This window comes from Mycobacterium sp. NGS67, assembly GCF_059812185.1.
Map to the genome: position 1 here is coordinate 81,499 of NZ_JCALCF010000020.1, position 26,999 is coordinate 108,497.

Here is a 26,999-nt window from a genome sequence, read left to right on the forward strand (position 1 = left end):
AGGTTTCCCGTACGGCCATGCTGACCTGCGGCGGCGTGGTATTGGCGCTTATCGGGGGGTTGATCTGGTGGAAGTGGTTTTCCGGGCCGAATGAATCCGAGCGGACAGAGCGGCTGGCCGAGTCGATAAAGGAGTCGCTGCAGCATCACTTCGACACAGACGAGCCATTCGTCCACTACGGGATGCGCGTGGAGCGGGTGGTGTTGGTGAAGAAGTCGGGCAACGAGTACGACGGGCTGGCGGTGGTCACGGTCGGCGGGCGCAGCACCGAGCACAAGGTTCCTGTACAGGTGACGGCCGACAAAGACGGTTCCGGAATTTGGCGCACAGACGGAAGTGCGTTCGTGTTTCTGCTTCAAGAGCATCCGCCACCAACTCCCGCGGTTCCCAGCAGATGAGACGACGGGCCGCGGGGCCTGGACATTTGGGCGACTGAACGCCGAAAGCCCCCGGCAGCCGTGAGGCCACCGGGGGCGGGTTAGCTCTTTTCCGCCGCGATCGTCGGGGCGGCGGGAGACGTTTGCGCGCCAGGTCGGCCGCTGGGCGAGCGGATCAGACCGGCTGGCCCGAGCCGTACGCGACGATCAGGGCGGCGCTGAGCGCCACGAGGCTGAGCATCGCCAGGAACGCCGCAACGAGCACCAGCAGCTCCTCCTGCGGGACCGCGGTGGCCCGCCGGTGCGCGGGTTTCACTGCCGGTTGGCTTGTCGTCGGGTTGCTTTGCGGCGGTCGTGGCCGGCGCGGAAGATGTAGCCGCTGGTGAACATGCAGGCGGCTGCGGCGATCAGGCCGATGAACCAGCCGAATTGTGGTGGGTGGGAGAAGATTTCGCGTGCCGCGACGGCTCCGCAGTAGATGGCGAAGAAGGCCAGCCCGTACAGGTGTTCGCGGGTGTCCTGGTTCACGGTTGTCCTTTCACTCTTTGCCGCAGGTGATCTCGGGCAGCGGGTTGCGCTGCCGCTTCTCGGCGTTGTCGGCCTGGCGCTGTTTGACGGCCTGCATCTGCGCCATGATCTGGTTGAAGCGGTCGAAGTAGACGCGGGTGACGTCGTACATGTACTGCTGGCGGCGCTCGACGCTGTCCCCCGATGTTGGGTGGGGCGTTGAGGAGGCGGCGGATCCACTCCGCGTTCGCCTCGAGCAGCTCGTCTCTGTGTTCGCCGAGTTCTTTGGTCAGTGCGGCGTCCTGGTCGTTGATGTCGGCGCGGGCTTTCGCGGCCTCGTAGGATTCGGCCCAGCAGCGGGTGACGTCTTGGTTGAGTTGCCCGGCTTGTTCCTGGGTGCGTTGGGCGGTGAGCAGCACGTAGCCGAGCATGGTGATGGCGATCAACCCTGCCAGCCATGTTTGTGAGATTTTGCCGGTGATGTGGTTTCCGCCGTCGGGGAGCGGGTGGTGGCGGTCCAGCCATTTCGCGCGGGCGTGGGCGTAGCAGCGTTGCCCGCAGAAGCCGGCGGCGGCGCCGATGATGAACGGCAGCGAGTAGACGAGTTCGAGGATGTGCAGCATCAGGATTCACCACCGGGGGGGTTGTCGATCAGCGGCGGCGGGAGGTGCTCGGCGACTTCGGGGTGGTTGGCTTTGGCGACTTCGGCGAGGCGGTCGGCTTTCGTTTCGGCGCGGATCGCTGTCTCGTTGACGTCGAGCATCCGCGTCTTGGCGGTTTCGGCGGCGCTGCGCGCGGTCTTCGCGTCGTTGGCGATCTCGGCTTCGCGTTTCTGCTTGTCGCTGCCGGCTGCGCCGAACAGCCACGCCCCGGCCATGCCGCACAATCCGGTCAGGTACGGGGGGGCGTCTTGGCCGGGGCCGTTGGCGATGTCGACGGCGATGGTGGCGATGAAGATGATCAGCGCGCCGACGGCGGTGATCGCGGTGTCCGACGCCCACCACGTCTGGTGTCGGCGGCCTTTCTCCCATGCAGCCATCAGCCGCGGGTATCAGCCTTGCCCGGGGACGGTGATGTCGTCGAGCCAGTGCTGGTTCTCAACGAGGAACGTCGACAGCACGGTGATGACGCCGATCCCGATGGTCAGGTAATGCTGGTATTGGGCGGGCAGCAGATGCGACAGGGCGCCGATCTCCGGGGCCGTCAACAGGGTGAGGATGGTTCCGATGAGCGCGACCAGACCCTTGTAGTAGCGGGCGGCTTTCTGCCGCAGCGTGACCGGGCCGTCGGTGGCGGCGACGACTTCGGCGGGCACAGCCGCGACTTTCACGCCGGGTGTCGCGACCAACGTCGCCACGGTGCGCGGGTTCGCGAGGGGCTTGATTCGTTTGGCCATTCAGGTCGCCTTTCGTTGCTGGGGCCGCCACCAGTCCAGGAGTTCGTCGAGGACCGGGATACCGAGGTCGATGTCGGGGATCAGGTTGTTGAGTTCGTCGCGGGCTTTGTTGGTGGCGCGAGTCAGGTCCACGACACCGTCAAGGGCGGGTACCTTCTCCACGATCTGATCGACGGCGGCTTTGGCCGCGGCGCCGACAGCCACCGGCAGCAGCGGCAGCAGCCGTTCGGTGATCAGCTTCCCGAGCAGGTCCTCGACAAACGTCGCCGTGCCAGGGTCGGCCAGCGTCTTTTTCAGGATGGTCAGGACAGCGGCCTGGGTGCGTTCGTCGGCGACCGCCTCGACGAGCAGATCCTTGATGAACTTCCTCATGCGGCGGCCTCAAGTCGGTCCCGCGCCCACGTGAGGCCGTCCTCGATGTCGTAAGGCGAGTAGTGCGGGTTAGGTTGGTGGCCGAGGAATGAGACTCCGGAGATGATGGCCTGCACGATCGGCATGACCATCGTGAACGGCGCCGACACCAGTTGCACCACCTGGAAAGCCAGGGTCATGGGGTTGGAGAACAAGTTGCCGCGTGCAACGGCTTCGTAGACGGCGGCCTTGATCTGGCCGGCCTTATCGCTGGTGTTCTCGGCGAAGATGTCGCCGCGGCGCCACACCTCTTTGACGTTCGGCAACTCTGGGACGCAACCAGGAAGGCCGAACCGCTTGATGGGGTCGAGTCCGTGGGTTCCTGTGTGGTCGGTGGCGCGGCAGGGGTTGCCGTATTGGAGGAACCCCACGCAGTCGGGCATTCGCCACGCCAATGGCCTGCCGGGCATGAGCTGCTGTTCGATGAAGTCGTAGAGGACGATCATGCCTTGGGAGAAGCCGCCGAGCAGGAACTTCGTTCCCGTCGGGAAGGGGACGCCGTTGTCCTGGGTGGTCTGGCCGACACGGCGGGCGAGTTCGGCGACCCCGGATTGGTTGTCGAAGGGGATGGCGCCGTTGTTGTACCAGGTGGGTAGGTGGTGGCAGCGGCCTTCGCGTTCGAGCTGTGTGGCGGTGTCTGCGACCGGGCCGCGGAACATATCGGAGAGGTGGCCTTCGACGGTGAAGAACAGCGGCAGGGTTCGGACCCGGATTCCGAGGCCGGCGAGGTCCTGGTCGGAAACGATGCCGTCAACGACCTGGAAAGTGCGGCGCTCGTACTCCTGCTGCCACGCCACTGCACGTAGGCCGAACTCGTCGGTGTCGGTGGGCAAGTCGCCGAGGACGCGAGCGTAGCCCTTGAAGCGGGCGGCCATCGCGGTGCGCCACTGGCGGACGGTTTCGTTGCGGTCGCCGAGCTTGAGGGGCATCAGACTGCGTCCGCAAGCGGCAGAGGTACTGTTCCAATCACTTGTTCACCGCCTCGGTGTGGAATGAGACGATGGCGACCTCTGGGGAGTCGACCTTGCGTTTGAGGTCGGCGATGCCGTCGCGCAGCGTCATTTCGCCGCCGTCGGCGTAGACGCCGAGCGACGAGCCGTCCCCCCAGTCGGGGTGTTTGGGGCCGAGCTGGTCGAAGATGTAGCGGACCTTGTCGAGTAGTTCGGTCTGTTCGTCGTCGGTGAGCGCCATGAGCGGACCTTCCTGTGGTGCGGTTCGGACGAGGGTGAGGAGGCGGTCGCCGAGGGCGATGGCCTGTTGGTATCGGTTGCGGCGATCAGCGAGCCCGTTGGTGCCGCCGTTGATGACGCGTGTGGCGCCTTCGAGGTCGCCGGCGTCGAACATCGCCGGTAGTTGCGGGCGGGCGACGGTGATGTACCAGGCGGGTCCGAGGGCCGCCCAGGTGTCGCGGGCCAGCTCGGTGGGCCAGTCGACGAAGTAGGTCGGCGAACTGACCAGCCCCCGCTCGTAGCACCACTGCGAGAAACCGCGGTAGTTCGATTCCCAGGTGATCTGGATCCAGGTGCGGCCGATGTAGGGGGCGTAGCGGCCGTTCTTCGCGATTTCTTCGGTGTAGAGGAATCCGCCGGACTCGTGGCCGATCTGGGCCAGCCACATCGCGATGGCGTTGACTGTGGTGCATCGGGCGAGGGCGAGTCCTTCGACGATGCGGTCGGCGAGTTGCGTGGCGCGGGTTTCGTCGATGACCGGGACGGCGTCGTAGAGCACGGCGGCCGCGGTGTCGGCGGCTGGGCCGGGTGCGTGGTCGACGGGTGCGCCGCGCCGGAACGTGGAGAATCCGTCGGCGCGGATCTTGCGGCGGATGAAGTCGGCTGTGCGCGGGTTGTTGTAGGTGTCACCGTTCAACTGGAAATGCATCCAGTCGCCGATGTCCCAGAAGCCTCCGCAGAAGACGATGTCCTCGTAGAAGTCCAGCAGCTCGCGCAGCTTGAGGGCCTTGTCGCCGGGGTAGGCGACGCTTTCGGGGATGCCGAGGCGGAAGGTGCGGCCGTCGGCGCCGTTCCAGTTCAGGTCCATGCCGGTGCCTGACAGGTGGTTGGATGTGGCGACGTCGTTGGTGGGGGTCCAGCACGCCGAGTCGGCGTCGCGCAGCGGTTCGACGTGGGCGTGGAAGTCGGCGGCGAACGCGCGCAGGATGGCCAGCGGGGGGCCTTGCTGGATTTGCAGACTGACGTCGGCGCCGGGGACTGTGACCCATTCGCATGAGCCTTGGTCGACCATCGGCCAACCGTTCTCGGAGTGGGTGTTGCCGTAGACCGTTCGAAAGCCCATCAGCGGTGGCCTTTCTTGTTGTGATGTGTTGTGCGCCAGACCCATTCGCAGATTCCGATGATGGCGGCGGCGGCGAGGCAGACCACCGCGGCCAGGATGGCCGGTGATGGTGTGACGGTCATCGGCGTACCGGGCGTAGCGCGCGGGCAACCCGGGTGGGTAGGCGGTGTAGCAGCCATGCGCGCAGGAAGTAGCGCGCCGGGATGTGGTCTGCGCAGGGGGCGCCGCACCACAGGCAGCGTGCCTGCGGTGGGTAGGTGGCGCGCATCGGCTACTTGGTGGGTTTTTCCGGGTCGGGGATCGTTATCGGCGGCCAGGTTTTGACGACGTCGATTTCCCAGCGGGCGGCGATGCGCAGGCCGTGGTCGGCGGAGATGATGGCCCAGGCGTCGGGCTGGTTGAGTTGGCGGACGGCGATGGCGCGGTGTTGGGGTTCGATGCGGACGTCGCCGTCGGCGAACGTTGGGGTGGCGGGTTGGGTCATGAGGTTTCCTCCTGCGGCGGTTCTTCGGGTTCGGGATCTGGCTCGGGATCTTGTTCGGGTGCGGGTGGTGGGCCGGTCCACACGTTGAGGTCGTATCCGGTTTGGACTTCGGTGTCGGTGAGGCGGTAGCAGTAGGTGCCGTCGGTGGCGAACCAGTCGCCGTACTTCGCGACCAGGGTCGGTGAGACCCCGTCTTTTTCGATCAGGATCTGCTGCAACGTCTTCGGGTTGTCCGGGTCCTCGGTGAGCCGGTAGCGCCAGCCGATGCGTTGCAGCATCACGATGCCTTCGAACACGTCCATCGCGGTGGCGCCGGTGACCCGCCACGCGAGCAGCTCGTTGGACAGGCCAGTATCGGGGTGCGGGGCTTTCGGTGTGAGCCGGTGTGTGGTCATGGTGTTGCTTCCAGGTCGCCGGTGTCGAAGTAGTAGGTGGTGCCCTCGTAGCCGTAGTTCGGGTTCTCGTAGTCCCAGTCGGGGCCGAGGATTTTGACGGGGATGCGGTCCAAGGACAGGTCGGTGACGGGCAGCCAGCGGCGGGTGTCGGAGGTGGGGTCGTATTCTTCGTGGTCGCCGGGATAGTTCGGCGGGTCGCCCGCCACCAGCGTGTGCCCGGGCTTGATGGGGTCGCCGACCACGACACCTTTCATCGGGTCCATACCTTCGACCTGAATGTCGACGTAAGTGCCTACCCCGTAACCCATTTCGCTCCTATCGGAAGTAGGTGGCCCACGCCGCGCCCGCAGCGCCAGCACCCGATGCGGAGTACGGACCCCCGGCCGCGCCACCGCCGCCGGGGAAGATGCCGCCCTGGCTGTAGGTGGGCTGGTTGCCGCCACCCTGGTAGGTGATGCCGGTATCCGGCGAGGCCAGGTTGCCGGGACCGGAGCCGCCCGCGCCGGCTGCGGTGTAGCTGCCAGGCCCGGTCAACCCGAGCCCGCCGGGGCCGCCGACACAGGTCAGGGTGCGCGGGTTACCGAGCGGGTCAGTCCACGAGAACACCGTGTTGCCGCCGTCGAAGCCGCCGTACCCTGCGGCGGTGTTCACCGACGACCCGGCGCCGCCGCCCTTGGTGACATTGATGACCGCGCCGGCCGCAATATCGGTTCCGACCGTGAGGATTTGCCGGTTCCACGAACCCAGGCATCCACCGAAATAGGTGGTGTAGGCGTACGCGGCGGCGCCGGATCCGCCGCCGCCAACCCCTGCGAGTTCGACGAGGTCGCCCGCGATTGCGGTAGACGGCACTGTCCAGGTCGCCCCGGTGATGTTCGTGGTCTGCGGCGCGATCCGGCGCGGCCCGGCCGCGCCGGACAGGGAGAAGTACGGGACGTTCTGCGCGGTGGCGGCGTACCCGCCGCCGGTGGCCGGGTTGGCGGTCGTGGTCGGCGCTGTCTGCCATAACCCTTTGAGCGGCAGGACGATCGACGCCCAGTTCTGATAGTTGCCGGTGATCCCCGAACCGCTGGCCGAGTACGTGATGTTGCTGCCAGTGCCCTGCGCGACACCGACGACGTACGGTTTGGCGCTGCCCTGCGCCGACCGGTTCTGCAACGTGGTCTGGCTGTAGCCGGTGAACGCCTGTCCGTTGGACGCTCCAGCAGCCATCCCGAGCACGTTGAGCGACAACTCATTCGCGGCGACCCCGTTCGTGGTGTGCGACGGCGCATTGCCCGACTGGTTCTGCACCAGCACCGGGGTGCCGCTGCCCGAGCAGTTCGCGAAGGCGAACGAGTTGACCGACACCGTGCCGTTCTGAGGCGAGAACGCGAAATTGAACGTCAGGGTCATGGCCTGGTTGGTGGCCGCCGGCGGATTGACCAACTCGAAAATCCGCAGCTCCCACGACGCCGTACCCGACACCGACGCCACCGACGCCTGCGCTTTCTGCGTCAACGTCTGAGATCCACACTTGGCCACCAGGTTCTGCGACCCGTTGCCCTGAGTCAGCGCGACGATGTACACCGCCCCCTTGGCGGCAATGTCGGCGCTGATCGTGTGTGTCCACGACGCCGAGACAGACGAGGTGGTGGTCGTCTGCTGAAATCCGGTACCCATCGAGTCGAACGTCGGCGCGACGGCCGGGGCGGTGCGGGTGACGCCCTTCCCGGCCGGTTTTACCGCCGGGTGCTGCGCCAGCCAGTGCCCATTCACACCCATCAGCTGGTAGGTTCCGGTGCCGGTCACCACCATCTCGACGACATACTTATCGCCCTGGCTGGCGTTGATGTAGTTCGCGATCGGCAGGTTCGTCGAATTCCAGCCGATCGTGTTGGTGACCGCGCCGATAATGTTGGCCGACGACCACATCCACGTCCACACCCCGGTCGTCGGGTTGACCGAGTAGACGTTGACATACATGCCGGTGATATTCGCGGTCGTCCCGCCGTACCACCAGATCGCCTGCTTCACAGCATTATCCGGGGTATCGATGTAGCTGCCCACCGGATTCGCCTGTGTCACAGACAGATACGTCGGCGTGTTCCCGAACGGCGCGTGCCAGATATCGAACGTCGAGTCGGCGGTCGGGTCGATCGCCGCCACCGCGGGCTGGTCGACAGCACGGTTCGCGAGCAACTGCGCGTTCTGGTTACTGATGCTGGCGGTCGCATCCGCCTGCGCTTTCAGCTGACCGACCTGGGAACCGACCGTGGCGAAGTTCAAACCCGACCCGGACAAACCGACGGCCGCGCCGATCCTATCGGCCAGCGTCGTCAACGCCGTCCCGATATTCGGAAGACTCTGCACACCCGTCACAACATCATTCGCGACGGTGCCGCCCCACCCCGACGACAACGACGGGATCAGCGACTGCGCAAAAGCCGTCCCCGTCTGAATGATGCTGGCGGGCAACTGCGGAATCGACGCCACCGGCGCCAACCCCGTCAACAACGCCGCATTCAACGGCGACCCAGCCGTCAACCGAGTCGCCAAATCCGCCGCCAAACCAGGGATTTGGCTTATCGACGCAGTAACACCCACCGGCAACGAACCAGTACCCAACCCCGCCAACGACAGCAGGCCCGACGGGCTCAAATTCGTCAAATAGCCGCCCAACAACGGCATCTGCGACAACGGCAAACTCGGAATCGACGGCAGCGGCACACTGCCGCTCAACAGGTGCGCCGGAATCGCAGACAGCCAGCCGATCAGCGTCTGCAACGCCGCACCCAACAACGCGAAACTCGCCTGCCCCGTCGCAGACAGGAAGGTAGCCGTGTCCGCAGCCACCGCGGACAGCGCATCGCTGAGAGCCAACCACCCGGAGGTGGTCTCCTCAACCGTGGGCCACCCCACAGGCTGACCCGACACCAACTGCAACAACTTGCGGATCGGCATGAAAATCTCTTGGATCGCCAACAACACCGCGTCATCACCGTCGTAAGTGCCGAGGATCGCCTCCATCAACCCGACCAGCTCGCCCACCACCGGCAGACTCTCGATGAAGTCGAGCAGCAGCGGCGGCAGATCCTCCGGCCCGTTGATGTCCGCCGGATCAGCGTTAGCGATCGCCGAATTCACCTCAGCCCAGATCCGGGTGATGATCCCGAACGGCGTCAGATCCGACAGCATGCTGCCACCGTTCGATGTGTCGAAAATCGACGGCATCCGCTCGTTCGCCCACGCACGCATCGCCGGAGGCGTCAAATCCTGCACTTTGGCGGCCAGCGTGTCGATAGTCAGCGCACCAACAGGAAGATTCGGCACACCCCCCGGCGTCGTCACCGCCGCACCGCCCGCGCGGCCTTAGCCATCCGCTTCGGCGGAGCCGGCGCCTCCGCGACGCGCGCCACAAACGGATCCGCCTCAGTGTGCCGCGGCTGCTCAGGCACCTTGATCGACTCCTGACGCACACCGTCGGTGATCCACGCCGGCGCATGCACCGCAGCCGGGTCGATATGCTCAGTCTGGCGGATACCGAGCGCAACCAGCTGGGCCGCCAAATCAGCCACAACCGGCTGCAGCAGATGCAGCGGCATTTCAGTGGCCGTCAACAACGCCGAAGCCAGAGCACCACCCAACGCTTTGGTCTGCCCGTCGACGTCGTCGACAGCGGGGATCTTCTTCGGAACGAACTTCTGCTCGATGACCTTGTCGGCCAACGCTTTCGCTGACTCCGCCGTGATGCCGGCAGCCTGCGCGGCGGCATCCTTCTCCACATTCACCACAAACCGATCTCCTGCAGTCCGGTCATCGCCTTACCGATCAGCCCCGCCATCCGCTCGATCGCGTCGACCAGGTTGCGGGTGTTCCCGAACTTCGCCTGAATGTCGACGCCTTTCCTGTCGCCCCAATCGATTTCGAGGCTGCGGCAGCGCCGCACGAACACCCGCGGCATCAGATACTTGCTGGTGCCGCCGACGCGATCACCGAGCCACCAATGCCCGAAACCGTTGTCGCCGATCAACCACGGCGCCGCCTGGAACACAGTGAGGGTGAACGCGAGGTCGGGGTCGGTTTCGCGGCGCCGCCGCCGCAGGTCCATCACGCTCGCGGCGGTGAACGCCTGCGTCACGTTCGTCGAGGTGGTTTCGAGGTAGTGGCCCCAACCCTGTTTGGAGACGCGCAGCAGCAGCGGCACCGACATGTGCGCCAAGATGCTGTTCTCGTAGATCGGTTTCAGGAACGAGTCCAGGGCGCCGCCGAGCGACCCCACGGACACGGTGACGCCGAGGCCGAAGGAGATCGCCGCAGAAATGTTGTCCCCCAACACATCTCCGCCGTACTGCACAGCCGCCGACAGCAACTCGTTCACGCCGGGCATTGACTGGCCCCCCACGGTGATCCGCCCCGCCCCGCCGGGCGACCGGGCGAACTCCGACGCCTGAATGCCGGTGATGTCGCCGTCCCGATAAATCACATACGGGTGCGACGGCAGGGTGCCGAGGATGCCGGGCAGACGGTAATACCGTGAGTCGATCGTTTCCCCGGTGAACAGGTCGTAGGAATCCTCGACGTGATTCGACAGGACGTCAGCGATGGTGCGGGTCAGGCCGAGGAGCAGGTTCCCGCCGATCGAGGTGCCCTCGCGGAATCCGGACTTGTTGACGATCCCGACGAACAAGGTGCCGTTGCGCCATCCGGTGCCCGCGCCCGGCCACGGTTCCGGGTCGCCGGTGAACCACCGCCGCAGATCCCATTGCAGCTCAGCGTCTTCCAGGATCGGCGCGGCCACATCGAAGATTGATGTTTTGATGCTGCCCACCAGCAGCGTCAGCGGCGCCGCGCTGTCACCGAAAGCGCGTGGCTTGACGACGATCTGCGACTGCTGCCACAGGTTCATCAGCGATTCGAGGATTCCCTCGATCGTCCAGTGGGCCGGGTTCAGCAGGTTGAAAATCTGTTCGATGCTGATGTTCGTCAGCTGCAACCGCAGCAGGTTCACCGCCAGGGTCAGCAGGATCGCGTGGTCGGCCTGGGCGAGCAGCATCCACGCCTTCGGCTGCTGGATCAGCGACAACGGCAGGAACGGATTCCCGGCGGTGTGAACGAATTTCAGCTCTTCGATGTCGTCGAGGAAGTCGATGACAACTTCGTCGGTCTTCTCGCCGCGCACCACGGTCACACCGTTTTGTGGCTTCATCCGGCCGCAGATACGGGCGCCCATCATCTCGACTCGGACGTGGATGTTCGTCGTGCCGCGGGCTTCTTCGTCCAACGCCCAGAACGCCGCCCAGGTGCCGCGCCGGTCTTCCAGGTCGATCGGCAGCCGCAACTGGATGGTGCCGGTCTCGTTGACGATGATGTTGACCGAGCCGCCGATCTCGCCGTACACGGTGCCCCGGTACACCCAGTCGCCGTCGTAGAGCATGACTTTCGGCGGGTCGTAGGCGCGTTCGATGCGGTATTCGCGAAGCTCCCGCGCCCAGGCGTTGAAGTCGTCGTGGTCGGTGCCGACGAAAGGCTCAGCGAACGCCGCGGTCACGCGTCTAAACCACTTTCCGCGGACCAGAAACGGCGTTGCCGCAGAGTCGCTTTCGCCCCGGCCGGGCCGGTACAGATCACCGGCACCAGCACCGGATCATCCTCGGTGCCGGTGTACGGCGGAACCGGGTACAGCGGCTCCACACCGTTGAACAAACCGGCCGCGTTGCTCAAATCCGCCGACACGTAGGTGTCCATAAACGGATCGGCCATCACCGATAGCATCTGGTCGAGCTGCGGGGTGACGATCATCCGCGCCGCGTCCGCATCGGCCGCCCGGCCCCACTTGCGTTCCTGCCCGAAACTGAAGTCGGGGAACTGCCACTGCAGCGCGGGGTCTAACTCCCATTCCAGCCACCCAGCCTGGTCTGTGGGGTTCCACACGTCGAACCAGCCGGTGTTCGGCGCCCGGCCGATCGTGGCCTTGCCGTGCGCGAGGCCCAGGTCGCCCCAGAACCCGCCCACTGTCAGGGTGCCGTCCGTCCCGGTGAGGACACCGTTGGTTCCCGGGGCGAACACCACCAGATAGGTGCCGGCGGTGGAGGCGGTGGCCGGGGTGCCGGTCACTGTCACGTTGCCTGCGCCGACCGAGCTGAGCCCTTCCAGCGTGGTTGTCAGCGCGGCTGGGCTGACATTCCAGGGGACAGCGGATGCGGTCTGCCCGCCGAACGACAGCGGGAATGTGCCGCCGTTGGCTTGGATCGTGATGGTGAACCGGTCATCTGGGTTGGTCCACGACTGGACTTCCTCGGCGGATTCGTACATCGGGTTGTAGGCGTGCGCGGCGACCACGGCGTGATACACATCGGCGATCGCGGCGTCGAAACCGTCCTCGGTGGTGTAGCTGATCTCTTTGGCCAGCCGCAGGATCAGCCACCGCGGCCCTGACGGGCCGTCCCAGGTGCATTTCACCTTCTGCAAGTTGCCCGGTGTGCCCCACAGGCGTTGGAACCGCGGCCGGGAGGCGGGGGTGAGCCAGAACGGCAGGACCGGCTCCCGGATCGGGATGTCCTCGTTGACGGGGCGGCCACCTGTCTGGAAGGCGCCGGACACGGTGACCACGCTGAATCCGACGTCGTACATGCCCTTCGGGTCGGTGTCGAGGACGATGTCGTCGTCTAGGTAGTCGTCGTTGGGTGCGCAGACGACGACGCTGTCACCGTTGGATGATTCGAGGGTGATCGTGGAGACCGGCACTAGGTCCACCGGGCCAAAGGCGTTGCGGCTCTTTCAAGTTCCTGTTGCCGCGCCCGCATGAAGGCATCCTCGACGCGGGCAGTGCTGATGGAGTAGTTGACCACGGTGCGCGGGCCGGGCCGCTGCCCCGCGCTGACACCATGCACACCGTCGGGCACCGCGGCCGGACCGGACGCCGGGACAGCGGCAACCGCCGGCGCCGCACCCCCGACGCCCTTGAATCCCTCTGGCGTGCTCGCACCGTCGCCGCCGCTCGACGATCCGCCCACGGATATGCCGCTGACGAACTGCGAGATCCCCTGCAACCAACCGGGCGAACCCGGGACACCGAACGCTCCGAGCGCCGAGGACAGTTGCCCGCTGACGGCTGCGCTCGCAGCCTTGGGGAAGTAGGCGTTGGGGTCGCGGTGGCCTGGTTTGCTGTTGCCCTCCGCGGCGGAGACCATGTCGTCGAATGCCCAGCTTGCTATGCCGGCGAACGACGCCGGAACCGAGAAACCACCCGAAGAAGAACCGTCCGGCGATCCATCGGTCCCGCCGTCGGCGGCCACCGGGGTCGCACCACCAGGAGCCCCGGCAGCGGCCGAACCTATACGCTTGAGCGCCGACATATCGATGCCCCCGCCCGGCACCGACCCGCTGCCTGGTGAGTAGCCTCCTGCGCCGCCGAAGCTGTAGGACTGCCGCGTGTGGACATGGTTGGTGTGATCGCCCCAGTCGGCGGCGTAGTAGCCGGGCTGACTCGTACCAGGACCCACCATCTGCCCATCAGCGACACCGATCTTCTGCCCGGTGTTCGGGTTCATCCAGATAACCTGCTCAAGTTCGCTGCGGATGCTGGCCAAATATTCGGCGAACCGCTGCATCGCATCAACCGAACCGACCCAGTCGATGCCCTTGTTCAAACCGGATTTCTCCTGATGACCCGGATAGGTGGACGCTTTCACGCCGAAACGCTGCTCGATCTCGTGGACCCACGCAGGAAACACCGGCCCCGACGATCCGTATCCGCCGGTGTTCGTCCCGGCCGGCAACCCGTAAGGCACTCTGCCGCCGCCATCGAAACGCGGCATCTGCTTAAGCCAATCCCACAGCGGCACACCAGCATTCACCGCCTCCAACAGCGGAAGATTACGGTCGGTGGCCCGCTGGTTCGTGATGAACTCACCATTGGACACCCGCACCGTCGCAGGCCAACCCAGGATGCTGTCCGACGTCCCGCTACCCGGCCCCCGGATCAACCCGTTGATGACATCGGCCACACCACCAGAGGCTTTCCTCGCCAACCCGCCGACCGCGAAATGCCCTGAGCCGCCATAAAAGTCTTTGGCATCCGGAATCGGATCGCCTGGTCTTAGCCGCTCAGTCGGATCATTCGGATCAGGCATCTGCCCCGCCGGCACCGGCGGCAACCCAGCGTCACGGCGCCGCCGGTCCTCAGCATCTCTGTAATACTGCGGGTCTACGGGGATCGTCGGCACAGTGATGCCGTTCTGATTGAACTGGTCGCGCAGCCAACTGCCGGCATTGCTGGGCCACTTGTTGATCAAGTTGTCCAACACACCCAAGCCAGGCAGATGAGCCAACTTATCCCCGTTGCCGACGAGCCACTCAACCGCGCCCTTGATGTCGTTGTAGGCGCCCGCGACGTAACTTGCCTTTTGACCGACGTTCCCGAGCTTGCCCTCTAATCCGGGGGCGTTCTTGTCGAACTTCGACAGCGCCTCCCCGGCCTCACCGACGTGTTTAGCGAGGTTGTCGAAGTTGATGTTACCGTTCGCGGCTTCTGTGGCGATATTCGCCAGAATCCCCGGCAACGGCGTGGCCTTGGTGACCAGGTCCCCGGCCTTCGGGTTCAGATTCGCTATCGCGTTGCTGATGCCATCGATCGCCGGCCCATAATTACCGTCCCGCAACCCGTTCAACGCGTTGACAATGCCGTCCAACGCGGGAGCTAAACCGCCGGTCGCGTTACGCACTATGTCGCCGAGCGAAGCCCCATTAACCGCGTCCCCGATCGCCCCTCCGATCGCGCCGCCGATCTCCTCACCGATCCGCGCCCGCAACTCATCGAAGCTGATCCCCATATCGCCGGCCGCATCACGCAAAGACTCATTGATAATGTCGCGCAGCACATCACCCGCGCTCTGCCCCGCCTGCGCGGCCTCCTCACGGATCGGCTCAGCATCGATACGCGGCTGAACCACAATCTCAGGCGGCTTCGACTGCTTAAGCGCCCTATCCAACGCCGCATCAATCTGCCTACTCAGCTCATCAGCCGAAACCCCGAATTCCTCCCCAACACCCTTCAAACCCTCAACGAGGGAATCATGCAACGCCTCTTTAAGTCCGCTGTCCTCCGAAATCTGATCCTTCAACTCATCCAGCGTCACCCCGAACTCATCGGCGGATTCCTGCAGCGCCTCGTTGATAGCGTCACGCAACGCCTCACCGGCATCTTCCCCGGCCCGCTGCGCATCCCGCCGAACACTCTCACCATCCACCCGCGGCTCAACCCGAATCTCCGGCGGCTCAGCCTTTTCGACCGCATCACGCACCGACTTATCGACCTGAGAAACATCGACCCGCGCCTCAACCGTGACAGGAATGACCTGGCCGGCGATCTCTTTCTCAATCGCCTCCGAAACACCCTTAAGCGACGGAATTATCTGAAGCTAAAAGGACGGCGTATCCAATTGATGTTTCATCCGCCATCCGCCACCACCCCCTTTCTCCGCGGCGCGCTCAGCGCGCTGGGTTCACGAGATGCCCAGCGGGCACTCTTGTTTCGTACGATCACTCAGGCCACCCGATCGGACTTCGCCATTGGGTTGTCGCACAACGGGACATTGCAGGCCGTCATCCACTTCCTTTCTGTCGTTGCGCTCGATCGCGTTTGCGTTGCTGATATTTGGCTTTCAGCGCCGCCATTGAGGCGGCCTTGGCCTTCGTTGTGGCCGCGGCGCGCAGCGGGTGGTCAAACCCCTTCGGCAGGGCGTCCTTCTCGGAGTTCACCAAGACCGTCGCCACCCACAGATCAGCAAGCAATTCATCGGTGAGCGTCCATACCGGCCGGCCGTCATTCATGGACCGGGCGGTCGCCGAGTCGGCGGGAAGCCCCTCGATCAGGACGGATAGCCGCCGCGGCGACAGCCGGCCGCGGTGGAAATCGAGGAGGTCGACGCCGTAGTACCGGAGCAGGTCTGCCTCTATCGCGGTGCCGTGCTCGTCGAGCTGCCCGCAGAGGCCGACTAGTTTCCCCCCGTGGCGCCCCTGATCTTCTCGCCCAGTTCGCGCAGGTCGCGTGACCCGGCGCCGGCGTCATTGAGCGCCTTCCACTGCTTTTCGCCGAGCAGCGCCTTGGTGGCGCCGTATTCGTCGCCCGCGCGGGCAGCGTCCATCGCGCTGAGAGGGACGTTGCCGATCGGGATTCGCAGCTTCACGCCGCATTGCTCAATGACCACGCAGTCGTTCGCGGCTTCGGCTTCGCGGGCTTTGGCCGCCGCCGACTTCCTGGGCTTCTTGGGCTTGTGGTCCTGCGGCGCGGTTTGAGGTTCGGGTGCCATGACTACGCGACGGTGACGGTGCCGCCGGTACCGGACGCCGACACGGGGGTGATCGGGCCGGTGAAGACCGCGACGAGCGGGCCTCCGTCCGGGCCGGTCACCGTCGCGCCGGGTGCGGGCAGCGCCTGCACGCTGGCCAGTGTCCGTAGCGCCGTCTGCAACGCGGCGGCGGTCTTCGGCACGATCGACGACGACGGCCCTGACCCACCAGCGCTCACCGTGTACGCGGTGACACCGCCGGCGATGGTGAATGTCTTCACGACGTCATCGAAACTGGCGTCGATGACCTGGAACACGTCGCCGTTGGCGGCGTTGGTGTGATGCACCACCAGCTCCGCCCACGACAGCTCGCCGTAGACGATGCCGCCGTGCGACTTCAGCTCGATCAGCGCCGGCCGCAACTGCACCCACACGACAGCCCGATCCTCGTCGATGTAGCGGTACAGCAGGTAGCCCTGCAGATCCTTCGGGGCGCCGACCCGGTCTTCCGCTGACCCCGACAACACGAACTTACGGGTCACCGAGTTCCACTCCAGCGCAGTGAATCCGGTCTTGAGCAGTCCTCTGAGGAACTTCATGCGGAACGCCACATGCCCGAAGCCGTCGTACTGCTTGACGTCGCCGCTCGGAGTGACCGGGATGCCTTTCTTATCGTCGATCAGGCCGACTTCTTCCCAGCCGAGCACTTCGAGGTCCTCGTCGGGGCTGCTGGGGTACATCGTCTCGATGTCGTCCACGTCGGACTTGAGGACGAACCACACTTCGGCCTGGTCCGGAATGATGGTGGCCTCGGGATTGATGTTCTGCGCCATGCGTTTTCCCTCCTTCAAGGGCGTATATCTGCCCTTGCGGGCTCAAAACCCCCGGCCCGGAATTGGGCCGGGGTCGAACAGGGTGCCGCACCCGGGTGGTGCGCGCCTATTGGGTGCGGGCGCGGGCCTGCACAATGACCGAGGCGAGGTCGCCGCCGGTCGATTTATCGCGGGCTTCCAAGATTCCGGAAACCGGCCGAATCGCCGCGATACCGGGGATCCGGGCGCCGCCGGGCAACCTGGTGCCCAACAAGCGCGCCGCCGCGGCGGTCACGTAGGTGGGGTTCCTGCCTGACGTCCACGACGTCAGGCGTATCGCCGTGGCTGTGGCCACCGGCCAGTCGTCCATCGGTCCGCCGTCGTCAGCGATGATCAGCACCGGATTTGATCCGAGTTTCCAATCTCCCGGCAACTCCAGACGCGCCGATAACTCCGGAAATGGTTCTGCCATTTCGGTTTTCAGCCAGTCTTTGATGAGCCTGGCCATGTCGGCTGGTTCAAAGGTCACTTCTCGGCCTTCTTGCGGCGGGGTTTTCGCGGCCGCCGCTTACGCTGCACCACTTCCAGCCCCGCCGCGGCGGCTGCACGGCTGAGCACACCGTCCTTGGCTTGCTGCTCAGCGGGGACCCGCACGGTCGCGCGGGCACGGTCTGTGACGGTCTGCGTGACCTCGGCGTCCGCGCCGGCTTGCGCTGCGACCGTCTCGGCTATCCCGCCGATGGCCTCAGCAGCCATCTCCTTGAGCACGACGGCGCCGCCGGCCAGGTCGAGGTGGAAACCAATCTCACTCTCGGTCATCCTTGCCCCCGCATGCATACCACTTCGAGGCCGCCGCGGCCCTGCACCTGCCAGTCGTTGACGACGATCCGGTACCGCTCGCCGCGCACCGTGAGTTCGTCGCTGTTGACCAAATCCGTTCCGGGAGGGAGGTAGACGACGGCGCCGATGTCCTCGCCGTCGCGGCCGAGGCTGATCCTCTCCCGCGAGTTGGGACCTGGGTAGATGCTTGGTGCCACTGCGATCGCCGTCAGCGGCGACGAAGACGCTGGGACGATCTGGCCGTTCTCGTCGCGGCCGCCGCCGCGGTGCCGGATCACCTGCTCGCTCATGGCGCGGATTCGAGCCGGTACTGCTCGAGCAGCGACCGCTCCACGACGCTGAACGCCGACGCTGCCGCCATCGCTTCGGCGTTGTACTGGATCGGCCCGACCGCCTTGAGCTGGCCACCGGTGGCCGCCAGTGATGACCGATCCACGAAGGACAGCACCGCGGCGTTGAAGTCATCCGCCTGGTCGAACCCGTGATTCATCGTCACCGTGATCGATCCGTACAGGTGTGACCAGCGGGCGCCGGACCGCTTGCGCACCAGGCCGCGCGCCGACACATGCACATCGGTGGCCACGTCGAGCGTGACGCCGTTCTCGGCCACCGCGGTCAATTTGACCAGCCGCAGCGTCGGCAACACCAGCAGCACCGAGCCGGGACCGTCGAGCTTCACCTCGTCGCCCTCGCGGACACCGGTGACGTGCCAGCCGCAGAAACGCCGCGCGGCCCCCAGGCCGGCCGCCAACAGACGCTGCGTCTCCGCGTTGTCTGCCGCCAGCCGGCCCGAGGTGTACCGCGCGACGTCTTCCGGCGTCGGTTCAGCCATCGGCCTTCTGAGGCGCCGAAGCCGACTTGTTCGCAGGCGCGGCCTGCTTGTCCGCCGGCTTGGCCGCCTTGCCGCCGGTCAGGCCGCGGGCCTTGGCGTCCTCATCGGACAGGAGAACGGTGGTCTCCATGCCGTCCGGCGGGGTGATGGTGTATTCCTTCATGGTCAACGCTCCTTACGCGGTGAGGGTGACTTTGCAGACGCCGAGCGGCACGCGGAGTGCGAGCGCGACGCGCTCCTCGGCCCGGATAGTCACCAGGTTGCTGGTGAAGTCCGAGGCGTGCTGCGTGGCCGACTCGACGCGGACACCGCCCTTGCGGTACACCGTCGCGACGGACTTGAACGCGCCGACCGCGACCGTGCCCTGCGCGATCGCCGGGGTGACGACGGTACGCAGACCCCACAGCGGCGGCTTGTCGATGACGCCGCCGACGCCGTAGGGCCCCGTGAAGAACCCGCCGCCGTAGTACTGGTTGTTGGCGTCGGTGCGCAGCCGGAACGTCTGGTAGTCGGTCGGGTGGATGATCACCCCGTCCGCCGGGAATCCCGAGTTGACCTCGACTTTGGTCGAGGCGCGGAAGATCGCCTTCTCCCAGTCGGCGGGCGTGGTCGCGAAGGACGCCGACGTCTCGGTCTGGATGCCGGAACGGTTGAGCAGGCCCAGGACGTTCTGCCCGGTGCCGTTGCCGTTCAGCAGCTGCTGCTCCTCGAAGTAACCGAGCTGATAGATCAGCCGGTTGTCGATCTCCGACTTGAGGAACTCGGCGTCCTCGAGGAACTCGTCGGTCAGCTTGATGAATCCGGCGATCTTCTTCAGAGCGTCGGTCACCTGCGTCGGGTTGACGAAGTGGATCTGCGGCTTGGCGCCACCTTCGGCGACGGTCGTGAAGTTGCCTTCCATCGCGCCCTCGACGAGGTACGAGATGGCGTTGCCCGAGACGGTGCCCTGACCGAGCAGGTCAGCGACGGTGAGCCGGATCCGCAACGACTGGACGATGGTCCGGTCGAAGTCGGTCAGGAACGGCACGCCTTCGGTCCAACCGCCGACGACGTGGCTGTCGGAGTTGGCCTTCACGGCGAATTCGGGCGCGGCGATCGTCACACCGGACTGGCCTTTGACGTCCAGCATCCGGCCGTGCGCGTGCTTGATGAAGTGCTCACCGAGCGACTTCGCCCGCTGTTCACTGTCGCCACCGCGTTGGCCGTTGTGGTCGGCCTCGGACGCCATCGCATCGAGCGCAGCGAAAGTAGCTGCGGATTTCACGCTGGCCGCGATGATGCCCTTGAGTTCCTCCATCCGCGCCAACTTGGCGTCGATGTCGGTCTGCTCCTCCGCAGTGAAATCGCGGTTCTCGGACTTGGCCTTCGTCGCGATTTCGAGAGTCGCCTTCCTCAGCGACTCGAGTTCTTCCTTGGGATTCATGTGATATCTCCGTTTTCCCTCTAGATGGAATGAATGAGTGCCTGGTAGACGGACGGGCTTGGCGTGGCCGTGACCGACGGCGACGGAGACTTGGTCTCGGTCACCCCGGGCGGCGGTTCCTTACCGCTGGTCTTGTCCTGGTCTTCTTCGTCTGCCGAACTGTCATCCGGCAGCACACTTTTCAGTGAGGAAACGATCTCCTCGGCTTGCGCCAGCGCGCCGCGTATCCCGTCCTCGTTCTTCGCCGACAGTGTCTTGCCGGCCTTCGCGGCCAGCGACCCGACCACGGATTTGACCGCGAGGATCTCGGTCTCCTGGTTGGCGCCGATCGGCACAATGGACACCTCGAACAGGTCGAGTTCGCGTAGCTCGTAGTAGGCGTCGCGCCACGAAGTCGCCCCGTCGTCACCGATCGGCTCGACGTACGCGCCGTCAACGATCGAGTAGGCGAACGACATCTGGTTGACGCGACCGGATTTCAGCAGGCGGTAGGTTTGCGACGCCTTCGGCGACTCCATGTCCAGGCGGCCGTGCACCTTCAGGCCGTGATCGTCCTCCTCGGCGGTGACGATCTCCCCGAGGTTGAAGTCGGGGTCGGCGGTGTTGTGGCCCCAGAGCAGCGGAATCGGCACACCTTTGCGCTCCCATTCGGCCAGCGTGTTCGCGAACGCGCCCTTGAGCACGACGTCGCCGTACGAATCTTTGTTGCCGAATACCGATGCGTAGCCGACGAACTCGCCTTCGGCGAGGCCAGTCGTCTTGAATTTCACCGTGACCGACTTGACGGCGGCGCCCGCATGGTCGCGGTCAGCTCGATCTTTCCGCGCTGCGAAGGTAGCCGTTGCAGCAGACATTGATTTTCTCCTCGATCGGCCGTGCGCCTTTTCTTCATCGGTTGACGCGTTGGCGTACCAGTCCTCAATAGCCGCGGCCGTCCACTCCGGCCGCTCGTCGCTCTTGGCGCGCTCCAAGCACACCTCTTTGCCTGGGTCGACGAGGTGAATAACCGCGCCGGCGCCGAGGTACAGGTCCATCCACTGCGACTTCGGCTGGGTGTGGATCAGCCATGCATCGACAGCCAGATCGCTGTCGAGCACTTCCCGGATCGCTTCGGATCGCGCTGCCATCGCGACACGTTTGATGTCCGCCGGTGCTTCGTGGGGGTCACCGGAGCCCAGCGCGGCCGCGATCTTGTCGAAGTCGACGATGACATCGCCGGACTCGGCGTTCTCTGTGACGAACGTCGACTTCCCCGCGCAAGGCGGCCCGACAACGACCGTGATGGTCACACGTACACCTGAAACCCGTTGAGCAGAGCAGTTTTACCGGCCTGCTGCGCCGCGTCACCGGCCGCGCTGTCCGCTGTCTGGTCGTCGGGCGCCGCGGCCGGAATCGGATCGTGGTCGCCGTTAGCCGTCACGTTCAGCGGGACGATCAACTCGTCGCCGCCGTCGATGCGCGGCATGTTCAGCCGCGATCGGCCCTCATTGCGGGTCATGTACGGGCCGCCGATCGCGGTCTGCAGCAACGCGCCCTGCTCTTCGAACGAGCCGGCGAGCTTCGTCTGCAGGTTGAACTCGACGTACACGCGGCTGCGGTCGGCCAGCTTCGGGACCAGTTTCTTGTTGATCCGCTGAGTCACGCGCTCGATCTCGGGGCCAAGGTTGTCCCCGTACAACGCCTTGCGGAATTCGCGGACGTTGGAGTAATTCGCGTTGTCGAGGATCCCGACCATTGTCGGGTTGATGAAGTACACCTGCGCGCACGTCTCCAACGACAACTTCGATGCCTCGATGAACTGTTCGTCCTTCGCCGAGAACCGCGTCGTCTTGAGTTCCATGCCGTCCTCGAGTAGCGGGGTGCCGCCGGCGTTGGAGCCGGTGTCGCCGGAGAACTTCTCCTGCCACTGTTCGACGAATCTGCTACGCGCGCTTGGCTGGTCCGGCGCGGAGGTCTTGCCCCAGTCGGGCGCTCCGACGGGGCGGGTCAGGTAATTCCCGACGCGGCCGCCGCGCTTCCACATCTGATCGCGGAACACCTGGGCGTGTACCTGCTCAGCAAGAATGGCTTTCAGCGCGTGCACCGGGGAAACACCGGATATCGGGTTGACGGGATTCCACCCGCGGAACACGATCATGTCGTCGGCGGGGATCTCGACCCATCGACCGCCCGCCCCCGGTATCGCCACCTTGTATCCCGCCACACCGAACGCCGCAGCACCAACCACGCCGATCACCCACGACGTCGGGATATGCCGAATCACCCATCCGGAAGGCGCCGCCAAATCCCGGCCCACGTACCAGTAGGTTTCGTCGTACAGCATGCGCGACGCGACGGTGGCCTCGATCAAGTCGAACTGCGTCATGTCGCCGTTGGGTTCATCCAACAGGTCGAACAGCGGCCCGGAGCGGATCCGGTTACGGCCGTCCTGCTCGTCACGTTCGAACGCGTGCAGACCGAGGTGCGCGATGTTGCGGGAGACGAACCCGACCACCGTCCGCAGGTGCGGCTGCTCGCGCCACAGCTTCTCCACCGGTTGGCGCAGCACGCTCTTGAGGTACTCGTCGAGCGACATGCCTTCCGGGATCAGCTCGTACACCGGGCGGACCGGCACACTGGCAACCGGTGCCGGAGAGCTTGGGCTGAAGCCCAGCCAGGAGGCTAAGCCCACCAGCCAACCTCACAACGCGATGAAATCGCTGTTCTCGTATGCACTGTGCGTCTCCGTCTCCTTCGCCGCCGTCACCCGCGCCAGCGCCATGATCAGCGCCACCACACCATCGATCTTGTCGCCGGCGTTCTTCTTGTCCGGCTTCACATTTCCCGCCGGGTCCATCGCCACCGCGAAGTTGTCCACCATCCACCGCAACAGCGGATTGCCGCCATGCCGGATCATCGGTTTCACCGGCGCCCCGCGCTCGTCGGCGCGCGCACCCACCTTGATCAACCGCTGCAGATCCTTCGTCGGCGCCGACATCGACGCGAACCCCTGGCCGAACGTGAGCATCGGCGCACCGTCGGTCGTCAGGTCGTTGACGATCTGGGTCGCGTTCCACCGGTCGTAGGCGATCTCCTGCACCAGGAACTCGTCGCGGTCCCGCCCGATCTGCGCCTTGATGAAGTCATAATCGGTGACATCCCCCGGTGTCGTCGTCAACCAGCCCTGCCGCACCCACACCGACGCCGCATCCGCCGTCCGCGCATCCAGATTCTCGATAGAGTCCTCCGGCGCCCAGCACCGCAACAGCACATCGAACGCGCCGTCATCAGCCGGGAACACCCACGCCAACGCGCACAGGTCCGACGTCGACCCCAGGTCCAGGCCGCCCCAGCATTCGCGGCCCTTCAACCGCGACCGATCGACCATCGAGGCGTTCATGTCCCACTGGTCGACGTCGAGATAGCGGGTCTCCTGCTTCGTGCGGATCCCCAAGTGCAGCCGCAGGAACCGCGCCAGCTCGGACGGAGAGTCCTTCGCCTTCTCCGCGGCCTCAACCATGTACCGCTTCGTCGGCGAGATCCCGTACCCGGGACTCGCCTTCTTCCACGTGGATTCCGCGAACGGGTCATCGCCTTTCACGAGTTTCCCGTCGTGGTACTCAGGTTTCACCGCCGCGAACACCACGCCGTACGTTGTCGGCCGCTTCAGCACACCCCTGGCGAGCTTCTCAATCAACGACCGCTTCTCGTCATACGGCGTGTGCCGGCGGCCGGCGTCCGCGGTCGTGATGGCCGCGATCAGTGGCTGCTCGCGGGAACCGGTGCCGGTCTCCAGCGCCTCGATCAGGTCCATCGTCTTGTGCAGGTGCAGCTCGTCGATGATCGCGCCGTGAAGGTCCGCGCCGTGCTGTGCATCGCCCGCGTTGGCGATCGGCTGGAAGTAACTCCCGCTGGCCGCGTGAGTGATGCGGTGCTTCAGAGGGCGTAGGTGCCGCTTGAGGCCCGGCGACTTGTTCACGATCTGCCGGATTGGCTCGAACACGAACCCGGCCTGCTCTTTCGTCGTGGCCGCCGCGACCACCTGCGCGCCCTGCTCGCCATCGGCCGCCGTCAAATAGATGCCGATCCCCGCAGCTAGCGAAGTTTTCCCGTTCTTCCTCGGTATGTCGACGTAGGCGTTGGTAATGATCCGCACCCAGTTGCCCGAGTCAACCGACCGGTGCACCCACCCGAAGATCGGGCCGATCACATACGCGATCTGCCACACATCCGGATCGAACCGCTGGCCGGCGAACCGGCCCTTTGTGTGCCGTAGCTGCCGGAACGCCGCGATCACCTTGTCGACCCGCACCGGATCGAACCGAGCACCCGGAACCCCTCTTGGTTCAGGTGTCTTGATCAGCGGCGGACAGTCGGGCGGCCGATACCCGCGATCCCGCAAATACCAGGCCACCTCCTGGCTGAGCTTCAGCTCATCGAGATCAGCGGCAGCCCAGGCTTCGTCGAACTCAGTCGCCGACAGCACCCGCGAACGGGTTCGCCTCGTCGTCACGATCGCCGTCCTGCTGCTTCGAGATGTGCCGCTCACCGGCCGGCGACAACCCGAAGTCATTCGCATACTGGCGCAGCCGGGTCTCCGCCTGCTCCGCCACCGCCACCGCCGGGTTCTTCGTGAACCAGACCGACTCGGTGCCGTCCTTCTTCACCGACGTGTTCCGCACCACCAGGCCGTTCGCCGCGATGTCGCGCGTCGCCTCCACCCACCGCGACCACACCTCGCAGTACGCCGTCAGCGTGGCCCGATCCTCCGGCTTGATCAGGTCCAAACGCGTCAGACCAGGCACGATGCGCTTCCACTCGGCCTTCGCCTCACGCGACAACCAGCTCGGCGGGTTCGGCGCCAACCGCTTGAACGCCGGCGGCGGAGCCACTGGACGACCGGCCGAGTCTTTCCCCTGACTTCTCCCGTTCAGCAGCAGCAAGTTTGCTGGCTGCGGTGGTCTACCCACCGTTCGCCGCCGATGTTTGCTGGCGATGGGGGCATGTTTGCTGGCGATGGGGGCATGTTTGCTGGCGGGGTGCCCGAATTAACTGCAGCGGGGGCGAAGTTTGCTGCAGGAGGCCACCCATCAGGCAAAATGCCCCCCCTACCAGCGTTTTTGTGCAAAAATCAGCCGCAGCACCGGGGCGCGGGCCAGGCTGGAAGTTTGCTGCGATTGCATCCCCCCTGGTCAGGCCCCGATTCGGGTTTGCAGGAGCGGGGTGGCGTTTGTGCTGGTCAGGACCGCGTCCGCGCAGGTGAGGAGGCTCACACTTTGCTGGCCCGCCCGCGGAGTTTGCTGGACGGGGCCGGAAGTTTGCTGCAGCCCGGGCCGTGGGGCACCGAAGTTTGCTGGGTTTGCTGGCGACGCGACCCCGACCCGCCGAACCCGACCCTGAACCCGACCCCGGACAGACGCTGACACCGACCCCAGGACCGCCCGAGCCCACCGAGCACGCGCCTGGACAGGGGCGGCGGGAGACAGGGGCGGCGGCGGGGTTGGTCATCGCGGTCACCTCGCTCTCGTCTTGCCACGCAATGCGTCGGCGGTGGTCTTCTGGTCGTGGTGTGTCTTGCACAGGGACTGGTAGTTGGCCCAGTCATATCGGTCGCCGCCTTCGGCGAGGGGGACGATGTGGTCGACCTGGTGCATCAGACGCATCAGGACCCGACATTCGGGGTGCTCGCAGTAGGGGTGGGTGGCGCGGTAGGCGTCCATGCTGCGGCGCATTCGCCTGTCGGTCTTGCCGCCGATGTGGGTGCTGCCTTCCCAGGCTGGCCGGCAGGGGCAGCGGTGGCCGCGTGGGACGGGTTGGTGGCAGCGGGTGCAGGCCCGGGGCGGGGCGCTAGGCACGGGAGGATTCCAGGTCGTGGGCGCACTTCTCCCCACCTGAAACCGAAGGATAGCAGGTCAGCGCGTCAGAAACCGGATTCGGTGTTATGCGCGTGCCCTCCCGCGTGCTAACAGATCGTGGTCTCGTCGTCGTAGCCGCCGTGCTCGGTCGAGGCTGTAGACGGGTTCGGCTGTGGGGTGGATGCGGTATTCGGTGATGGTTCCGTCGTGGATCCAGCCGGCGGGTCGGAGTCGGCGGGCTGTGATCCAGCGGGTGAGTTGGCCGTCGGTGGTGGGCTCGTCGATGTTGGTGAGGACGTCGATGAGGGATTGTCGGGTGTGGAGGTCTCGGTCTGCTGCGGCTTGGCGGCGTGTGGTTTCGACGTCGATGTCTTGTTGGCATGTGGGGCAGGTGACGGTGCGGTCGTAGGTGTCGGCGAAGAGGATGTGTCCGCATTGGCGGGGGTGGCCTTGGTGGTCGCGGCCGGTGATGGTGGGGCAGGGGCCGACGAGGTGGTGTTCGGTGGGGTTGATGGCGCGGACGAGTTGTCCGCCTTGTTGGCCGGGGCCGACGAGGCGTTTCAGTTCGCGGTAGACGTGGCCGGCTTTGGGGTGTCGGGCGATCATGTTGAGGCGGCGGGTGAGCCAGTCGATGAGTTCGATGATGGTTGGTTTGTAGCCGTGTGGGAGTCGGCGCCAGGCGGGTCGGAGTGGGCCGATGAAGTCGTGGGTGACGGTGCACTGTAGGCGGATTGGGCCGGGGCCGTTGATGGTTGCGGCGAGTTCTCGCAGTGCTTTATCGACTGTTCGGGCGGTTTCGGCGGCGTCGAAGTCCATGACGTTGAGTTCGTCGGGTCGGCGTTGGCGGCCGATGGTGCCGGTGCTGGTGCGGTCGAGGCGTTGGATTCGGGCGTCGAGTTCGTCGAGGAGCCAGGGTAGTTGGTCGAGCATGTTGGTGAGTTGTTCAGTGCATTCTCGGCAGAGGAACAGATCTGTTGGGCGCGTGCAGCTTTGGCAATCAGTCACCGCGATGCACTCCTACGTTTGCGCGCCAGGTCGGCCAGATCGGCGTTCAGTTGCGCACGTTCCTCGGCGTTGACCTTCTCCCGCCGACTTCCGGCAGTATCGGAACACGTTGTACGCGCT

Annotated in this window: 33 protein-coding genes; 1 reads left to right on the forward strand and 32 read right to left on the reverse strand. The window is 65.4% G+C overall.

What is annotated here, in order from left to right; translation table 11 throughout:
* Positions 1 to 17 precede the first annotated feature (17 nt).
* Positions 18 to 398 carry a hypothetical protein gene (locus AC5Y4D_RS18755; protein ID WP_500037863.1) on the forward strand — a complete coding sequence of 127 codons (381 nt, stop codon included), beginning with the start codon at positions 18 to 20 and terminating at the stop codon, positions 396 to 398.
* Between the two features lie 154 nt (positions 399 to 552).
* Here AC5Y4D_RS18755 and AC5Y4D_RS18760 read toward each other — a convergent pair whose 3' ends face one another.
* The 32 genes from AC5Y4D_RS18760 to AC5Y4D_RS18915 form a co-directional block, all read right to left on the reverse strand.
* Entirely contained in the window at positions 553 to 693 is a 141-nt protein-coding gene (locus AC5Y4D_RS18760; RefSeq protein WP_500037864.1) for a hypothetical protein, read from the reverse strand.
* Complete coding sequence (locus AC5Y4D_RS18765; protein ID WP_500037865.1) at positions 690 to 905, reverse strand: hypothetical protein; 216 nt, start codon at positions 903 to 905, stop codon at positions 690 to 692. Before AC5Y4D_RS18765 ends, AC5Y4D_RS18760 begins: the two co-directional genes overlap by 4 nt.
* Complete coding sequence (locus AC5Y4D_RS18770; RefSeq protein ID WP_500037866.1) at positions 902 to 1,507, reverse strand: hypothetical protein; 606 nt, start codon at positions 1,505 to 1,507, stop codon at positions 902 to 904. The genes AC5Y4D_RS18765 and AC5Y4D_RS18770 overlap by 4 nt, the downstream gene beginning before the upstream one ends.
* A complete protein-coding gene (locus tag AC5Y4D_RS18775) occupies positions 1,507 to 1,923 on the reverse strand; it encodes a hypothetical protein (RefSeq protein ID WP_500037867.1) in 417 nt (138 codons plus the stop codon). The genes AC5Y4D_RS18770 and AC5Y4D_RS18775 overlap by 1 nt, the downstream gene beginning before the upstream one ends.
* Before the next feature lie 12 nt (positions 1,924 to 1,935).
* On the reverse strand, positions 1,936 to 2,280 hold the full coding sequence (locus AC5Y4D_RS18780; protein ID WP_500037868.1) for a hypothetical protein: 345 nt from the start codon (positions 2,278 to 2,280) through the stop codon (positions 1,936 to 1,938).
* Positions 2,281 to 2,652: a hypothetical protein gene (locus AC5Y4D_RS18785; protein WP_500037869.1), complete on the reverse strand. Its 372-nt coding sequence runs from the start codon at positions 2,650 to 2,652 to the stop codon at positions 2,281 to 2,283. It abuts the gene before it with no gap.
* Positions 2,649 to 3,620 carry a peptidoglycan-binding protein gene (locus tag AC5Y4D_RS18790; RefSeq protein ID WP_500037870.1) on the reverse strand — a complete coding sequence of 324 codons (972 nt, stop codon included), beginning with the start codon at positions 3,618 to 3,620 and terminating at the stop codon, positions 2,649 to 2,651. The genes AC5Y4D_RS18785 and AC5Y4D_RS18790 overlap by 4 nt, the downstream gene beginning before the upstream one ends.
* A 37-nt stretch (positions 3,621 to 3,657) precedes the next feature.
* Positions 3,658 to 4,983 carry a M15 family metallopeptidase gene (locus tag AC5Y4D_RS18795; protein WP_500037871.1) on the reverse strand — a complete coding sequence of 442 codons (1,326 nt, stop codon included), beginning with the start codon at positions 4,981 to 4,983 and terminating at the stop codon, positions 3,658 to 3,660.
* Positions 4,983 to 5,105: a hypothetical protein gene (locus tag AC5Y4D_RS18800; protein WP_500037872.1), complete on the reverse strand. Its 123-nt coding sequence runs from the start codon at positions 5,103 to 5,105 to the stop codon at positions 4,983 to 4,985. The genes AC5Y4D_RS18795 and AC5Y4D_RS18800 overlap by 1 nt, the downstream gene beginning before the upstream one ends.
* A gap of 149 nt (positions 5,106 to 5,254) precedes the next feature.
* A complete protein-coding gene (locus AC5Y4D_RS18805; RefSeq protein ID WP_500037873.1) occupies positions 5,255 to 5,467 on the reverse strand; it encodes a hypothetical protein in 213 nt (70 codons plus the stop codon).
* Positions 5,464 to 5,862, reverse strand: coding sequence for a hypothetical protein (locus tag AC5Y4D_RS18810; RefSeq protein WP_500037874.1), 399 nt, complete (start codon positions 5,860 to 5,862; stop codon positions 5,464 to 5,466). The genes AC5Y4D_RS18805 and AC5Y4D_RS18810 overlap by 4 nt, the downstream gene beginning before the upstream one ends.
* Positions 5,859 to 6,170, reverse strand: a complete 312-nt coding sequence (locus AC5Y4D_RS18815; protein WP_500037875.1) for a hypothetical protein — start codon at positions 6,168 to 6,170, stop codon at positions 5,859 to 5,861. The genes AC5Y4D_RS18810 and AC5Y4D_RS18815 overlap by 4 nt, the downstream gene beginning before the upstream one ends.
* 7 nt (positions 6,171 to 6,177) lie before the next feature.
* A complete protein-coding gene (locus AC5Y4D_RS18820) occupies positions 6,178 to 9,192 on the reverse strand; it encodes a hypothetical protein (protein ID WP_500037876.1) in 3,015 nt (1,004 codons plus the stop codon).
* Positions 9,189 to 9,632 carry a hypothetical protein gene (locus AC5Y4D_RS18825; protein WP_500037877.1) on the reverse strand — a complete coding sequence of 148 codons (444 nt, stop codon included), beginning with the start codon at positions 9,630 to 9,632 and terminating at the stop codon, positions 9,189 to 9,191. Before AC5Y4D_RS18825 ends, AC5Y4D_RS18820 begins: the two co-directional genes overlap by 4 nt.
* Entirely contained in the window at positions 9,629 to 11,392 is a 1,764-nt protein-coding gene (locus AC5Y4D_RS18830; RefSeq protein WP_500037878.1) for a Gp37-like protein, read from the reverse strand. Before AC5Y4D_RS18830 ends, AC5Y4D_RS18825 begins: the two co-directional genes overlap by 4 nt.
* Positions 11,389 to 12,588: a hypothetical protein gene (locus AC5Y4D_RS18835; protein ID WP_500037879.1), complete on the reverse strand. Its 1,200-nt coding sequence runs from the start codon at positions 12,586 to 12,588 to the stop codon at positions 11,389 to 11,391. Before AC5Y4D_RS18835 ends, AC5Y4D_RS18830 begins: the two co-directional genes overlap by 4 nt.
* Positions 12,588 to 15,146 (reverse strand): hypothetical protein, encoded by a 2,559-nt coding sequence (locus AC5Y4D_RS18840; RefSeq protein ID WP_500037880.1) that lies wholly within the window; start codon positions 15,144 to 15,146, stop codon positions 12,588 to 12,590. Before AC5Y4D_RS18840 ends, AC5Y4D_RS18835 begins: the two co-directional genes overlap by 1 nt.
* A 301-nt stretch (positions 15,147 to 15,447) precedes the next feature.
* Positions 15,448 to 15,675, reverse strand: a complete 228-nt coding sequence (locus AC5Y4D_RS18845; protein WP_500037881.1) for a hypothetical protein — start codon at positions 15,673 to 15,675, stop codon at positions 15,448 to 15,450.
* A gap of 164 nt (positions 15,676 to 15,839) precedes the next feature.
* Positions 15,840 to 16,154: an adenylosuccinate synthase gene (locus tag AC5Y4D_RS18850; RefSeq protein ID WP_500037882.1), complete on the reverse strand. Its 315-nt coding sequence runs from the start codon at positions 16,152 to 16,154 to the stop codon at positions 15,840 to 15,842.
* Between the two features lie 2 nt (positions 16,155 to 16,156).
* Entirely contained in the window at positions 16,157 to 16,966 is an 810-nt protein-coding gene (locus AC5Y4D_RS18855) for a hypothetical protein (RefSeq protein WP_500037883.1), read from the reverse strand.
* A 106-nt stretch (positions 16,967 to 17,072) separates the two neighbouring features.
* The gene (locus AC5Y4D_RS18860; RefSeq protein WP_500037884.1) at positions 17,073 to 17,474 is read right to left on the reverse strand and encodes a hypothetical protein; all 402 of its coding nucleotides are present in this window, start codon (positions 17,472 to 17,474) and stop codon (positions 17,073 to 17,075) included.
* Positions 17,471 to 17,764 carry a hypothetical protein gene (locus tag AC5Y4D_RS18865; RefSeq protein WP_500037885.1) on the reverse strand — a complete coding sequence of 98 codons (294 nt, stop codon included), beginning with the start codon at positions 17,762 to 17,764 and terminating at the stop codon, positions 17,471 to 17,473. Before AC5Y4D_RS18865 ends, AC5Y4D_RS18860 begins: the two co-directional genes overlap by 4 nt.
* Complete coding sequence (locus AC5Y4D_RS18870; protein WP_500037886.1) at positions 17,761 to 18,075, reverse strand: head-tail adaptor protein; 315 nt, start codon at positions 18,073 to 18,075, stop codon at positions 17,761 to 17,763. Before AC5Y4D_RS18870 ends, AC5Y4D_RS18865 begins: the two co-directional genes overlap by 4 nt.
* Positions 18,072 to 18,617 carry a hypothetical protein gene (locus AC5Y4D_RS18875; RefSeq protein WP_500037887.1) on the reverse strand — a complete coding sequence of 182 codons (546 nt, stop codon included), beginning with the start codon at positions 18,615 to 18,617 and terminating at the stop codon, positions 18,072 to 18,074. Before AC5Y4D_RS18875 ends, AC5Y4D_RS18870 begins: the two co-directional genes overlap by 4 nt.
* On the reverse strand, positions 18,610 to 18,780 hold the full coding sequence (locus tag AC5Y4D_RS18880; protein WP_500037888.1) for a hypothetical protein: 171 nt from the start codon (positions 18,778 to 18,780) through the stop codon (positions 18,610 to 18,612). Before AC5Y4D_RS18880 ends, AC5Y4D_RS18875 begins: the two co-directional genes overlap by 8 nt.
* 12 nt (positions 18,781 to 18,792) lie before the next feature.
* Positions 18,793 to 20,040, reverse strand: a complete 1,248-nt coding sequence (locus AC5Y4D_RS18885) for a phage major capsid protein (RefSeq protein WP_500037889.1) — start codon at positions 20,038 to 20,040, stop codon at positions 18,793 to 18,795.
* 20 nt (positions 20,041 to 20,060) lie between these two features.
* Positions 20,061 to 21,329: an HK97 family phage prohead protease gene (locus tag AC5Y4D_RS18890; protein ID WP_500037890.1), complete on the reverse strand. Its 1,269-nt coding sequence runs from the start codon at positions 21,327 to 21,329 to the stop codon at positions 20,061 to 20,063.
* On the reverse strand, positions 21,326 to 22,711 hold the full coding sequence (locus AC5Y4D_RS18895; RefSeq protein WP_500037891.1) for a phage portal protein: 1,386 nt from the start codon (positions 22,709 to 22,711) through the stop codon (positions 21,326 to 21,328). Before AC5Y4D_RS18895 ends, AC5Y4D_RS18890 begins: the two co-directional genes overlap by 4 nt.
* Positions 22,712 to 22,720: 9 nt before the next feature.
* Positions 22,721 to 24,532 (reverse strand): terminase large subunit, encoded by a 1,812-nt coding sequence (locus AC5Y4D_RS18900; RefSeq protein WP_500037892.1) that lies wholly within the window; start codon positions 24,530 to 24,532, stop codon positions 22,721 to 22,723.
* Positions 24,489 to 24,911 (reverse strand): phage terminase small subunit P27 family, encoded by a 423-nt coding sequence (locus AC5Y4D_RS18905; protein WP_500037893.1) that lies wholly within the window; start codon positions 24,909 to 24,911, stop codon positions 24,489 to 24,491. Before AC5Y4D_RS18905 ends, AC5Y4D_RS18900 begins: the two co-directional genes overlap by 44 nt.
* Before the next feature lie 621 nt (positions 24,912 to 25,532).
* Positions 25,533 to 25,751: an HNH endonuclease signature motif containing protein gene (locus AC5Y4D_RS18910; RefSeq protein WP_500037894.1), complete on the reverse strand. Its 219-nt coding sequence runs from the start codon at positions 25,749 to 25,751 to the stop codon at positions 25,533 to 25,535.
* A 207-nt stretch (positions 25,752 to 25,958) separates the two neighbouring features.
* Positions 25,959 to 26,804, reverse strand: a complete 846-nt coding sequence (locus tag AC5Y4D_RS18915; protein ID WP_500037895.1) for a DUF1922 domain-containing protein — start codon at positions 26,802 to 26,804, stop codon at positions 25,959 to 25,961.
* Between the last annotated feature and the right edge of the window lie 195 nt (positions 26,805 to 26,999).

Excerpts from the sequence above, each read along its gene's own strand:
- AC5Y4D_RS18755 (WP_500037863.1), top strand. The coding sequence starts at position 18 with ATGCTGACCTGCGGCGGCGTGGTATTGGCGCTTATCGGGGGGTTGATC.
- AC5Y4D_RS18770 (WP_500037866.1), bottom strand. The coding sequence starts at position 1,507 with ATGCTGCACATCCTCGAACTCGTCTACTCGCTGCCGTTCATCATCGGC.
- AC5Y4D_RS18775 (WP_500037867.1), bottom strand. The coding sequence starts at position 1,923 with ATGGCTGCATGGGAGAAAGGCCGCCGACACCAGACGTGGTGGGCGTCG.
- AC5Y4D_RS18780 (WP_500037868.1), bottom strand. The coding sequence starts at position 2,280 with ATGGCCAAACGAATCAAGCCCCTCGCGAACCCGCGCACCGTGGCGACG.
- AC5Y4D_RS18785 (WP_500037869.1), bottom strand. The coding sequence starts at position 2,652 with ATGAGGAAGTTCATCAAGGATCTGCTCGTCGAGGCGGTCGCCGACGAA.
- AC5Y4D_RS18790 (WP_500037870.1), bottom strand. The coding sequence starts at position 3,620 with ATGCCCCTCAAGCTCGGCGACCGCAACGAAACCGTCCGCCAGTGGCGC.
- AC5Y4D_RS18795 (WP_500037871.1), bottom strand. The coding sequence starts at position 4,983 with ATGGGCTTTCGAACGGTCTACGGCAACACCCACTCCGAGAACGGTTGG.
- AC5Y4D_RS18800 (WP_500037872.1), bottom strand. The coding sequence starts at position 5,105 with ATGACCGTCACACCATCACCGGCCATCCTGGCCGCGGTGGTCTGCCTC.
- AC5Y4D_RS18805 (WP_500037873.1), bottom strand. The coding sequence starts at position 5,467 with ATGACCCAACCCGCCACCCCAACGTTCGCCGACGGCGACGTCCGCATC.
- AC5Y4D_RS18810 (WP_500037874.1), bottom strand. The coding sequence starts at position 5,862 with ATGACCACACACCGGCTCACACCGAAAGCCCCGCACCCCGATACTGGC.
- AC5Y4D_RS18815 (WP_500037875.1), bottom strand. The coding sequence starts at position 6,170 with ATGGGTTACGGGGTAGGCACTTACGTCGACATTCAGGTCGAAGGTATG.
- AC5Y4D_RS18845 (WP_500037881.1), bottom strand. The coding sequence starts at position 15,675 with ATGAATGACGGCCGGCCGGTATGGACGCTCACCGATGAATTGCTTGCT.
- AC5Y4D_RS18850 (WP_500037882.1), bottom strand. The coding sequence starts at position 16,154 with ATGGCACCCGAACCTCAAACCGCGCCGCAGGACCACAAGCCCAAGAAG.
- AC5Y4D_RS18855 (WP_500037883.1), bottom strand. The coding sequence starts at position 16,966 with ATGGCGCAGAACATCAATCCCGAGGCCACCATCATTCCGGACCAGGCC.
- AC5Y4D_RS18865 (WP_500037885.1), bottom strand. The coding sequence starts at position 17,764 with ATGACCGAGAGTGAGATTGGTTTCCACCTCGACCTGGCCGGCGGCGCC.
- AC5Y4D_RS18870 (WP_500037886.1), bottom strand. The coding sequence starts at position 18,075 with ATGAGCGAGCAGGTGATCCGGCACCGCGGCGGCGGCCGCGACGAGAAC.
- AC5Y4D_RS18875 (WP_500037887.1), bottom strand. The coding sequence starts at position 18,617 with ATGGCTGAACCGACGCCGGAAGACGTCGCGCGGTACACCTCGGGCCGG.
- AC5Y4D_RS18880 (WP_500037888.1), bottom strand. The coding sequence starts at position 18,780 with ATGAAGGAATACACCATCACCCCGCCGGACGGCATGGAGACCACCGTT.
- AC5Y4D_RS18885 (WP_500037889.1), bottom strand. The coding sequence starts at position 20,040 with ATGAATCCCAAGGAAGAACTCGAGTCGCTGAGGAAGGCGACTCTCGAA.
- AC5Y4D_RS18910 (WP_500037894.1), bottom strand. The coding sequence starts at position 25,751 with ATGCGCCGCAGCATGGACGCCTACCGCGCCACCCACCCCTACTGCGAG.
- AC5Y4D_RS18915 (WP_500037895.1), bottom strand. The coding sequence starts at position 26,804 with ATGCTCGACCAACTACCCTGGCTCCTCGACGAACTCGACGCCCGAATC.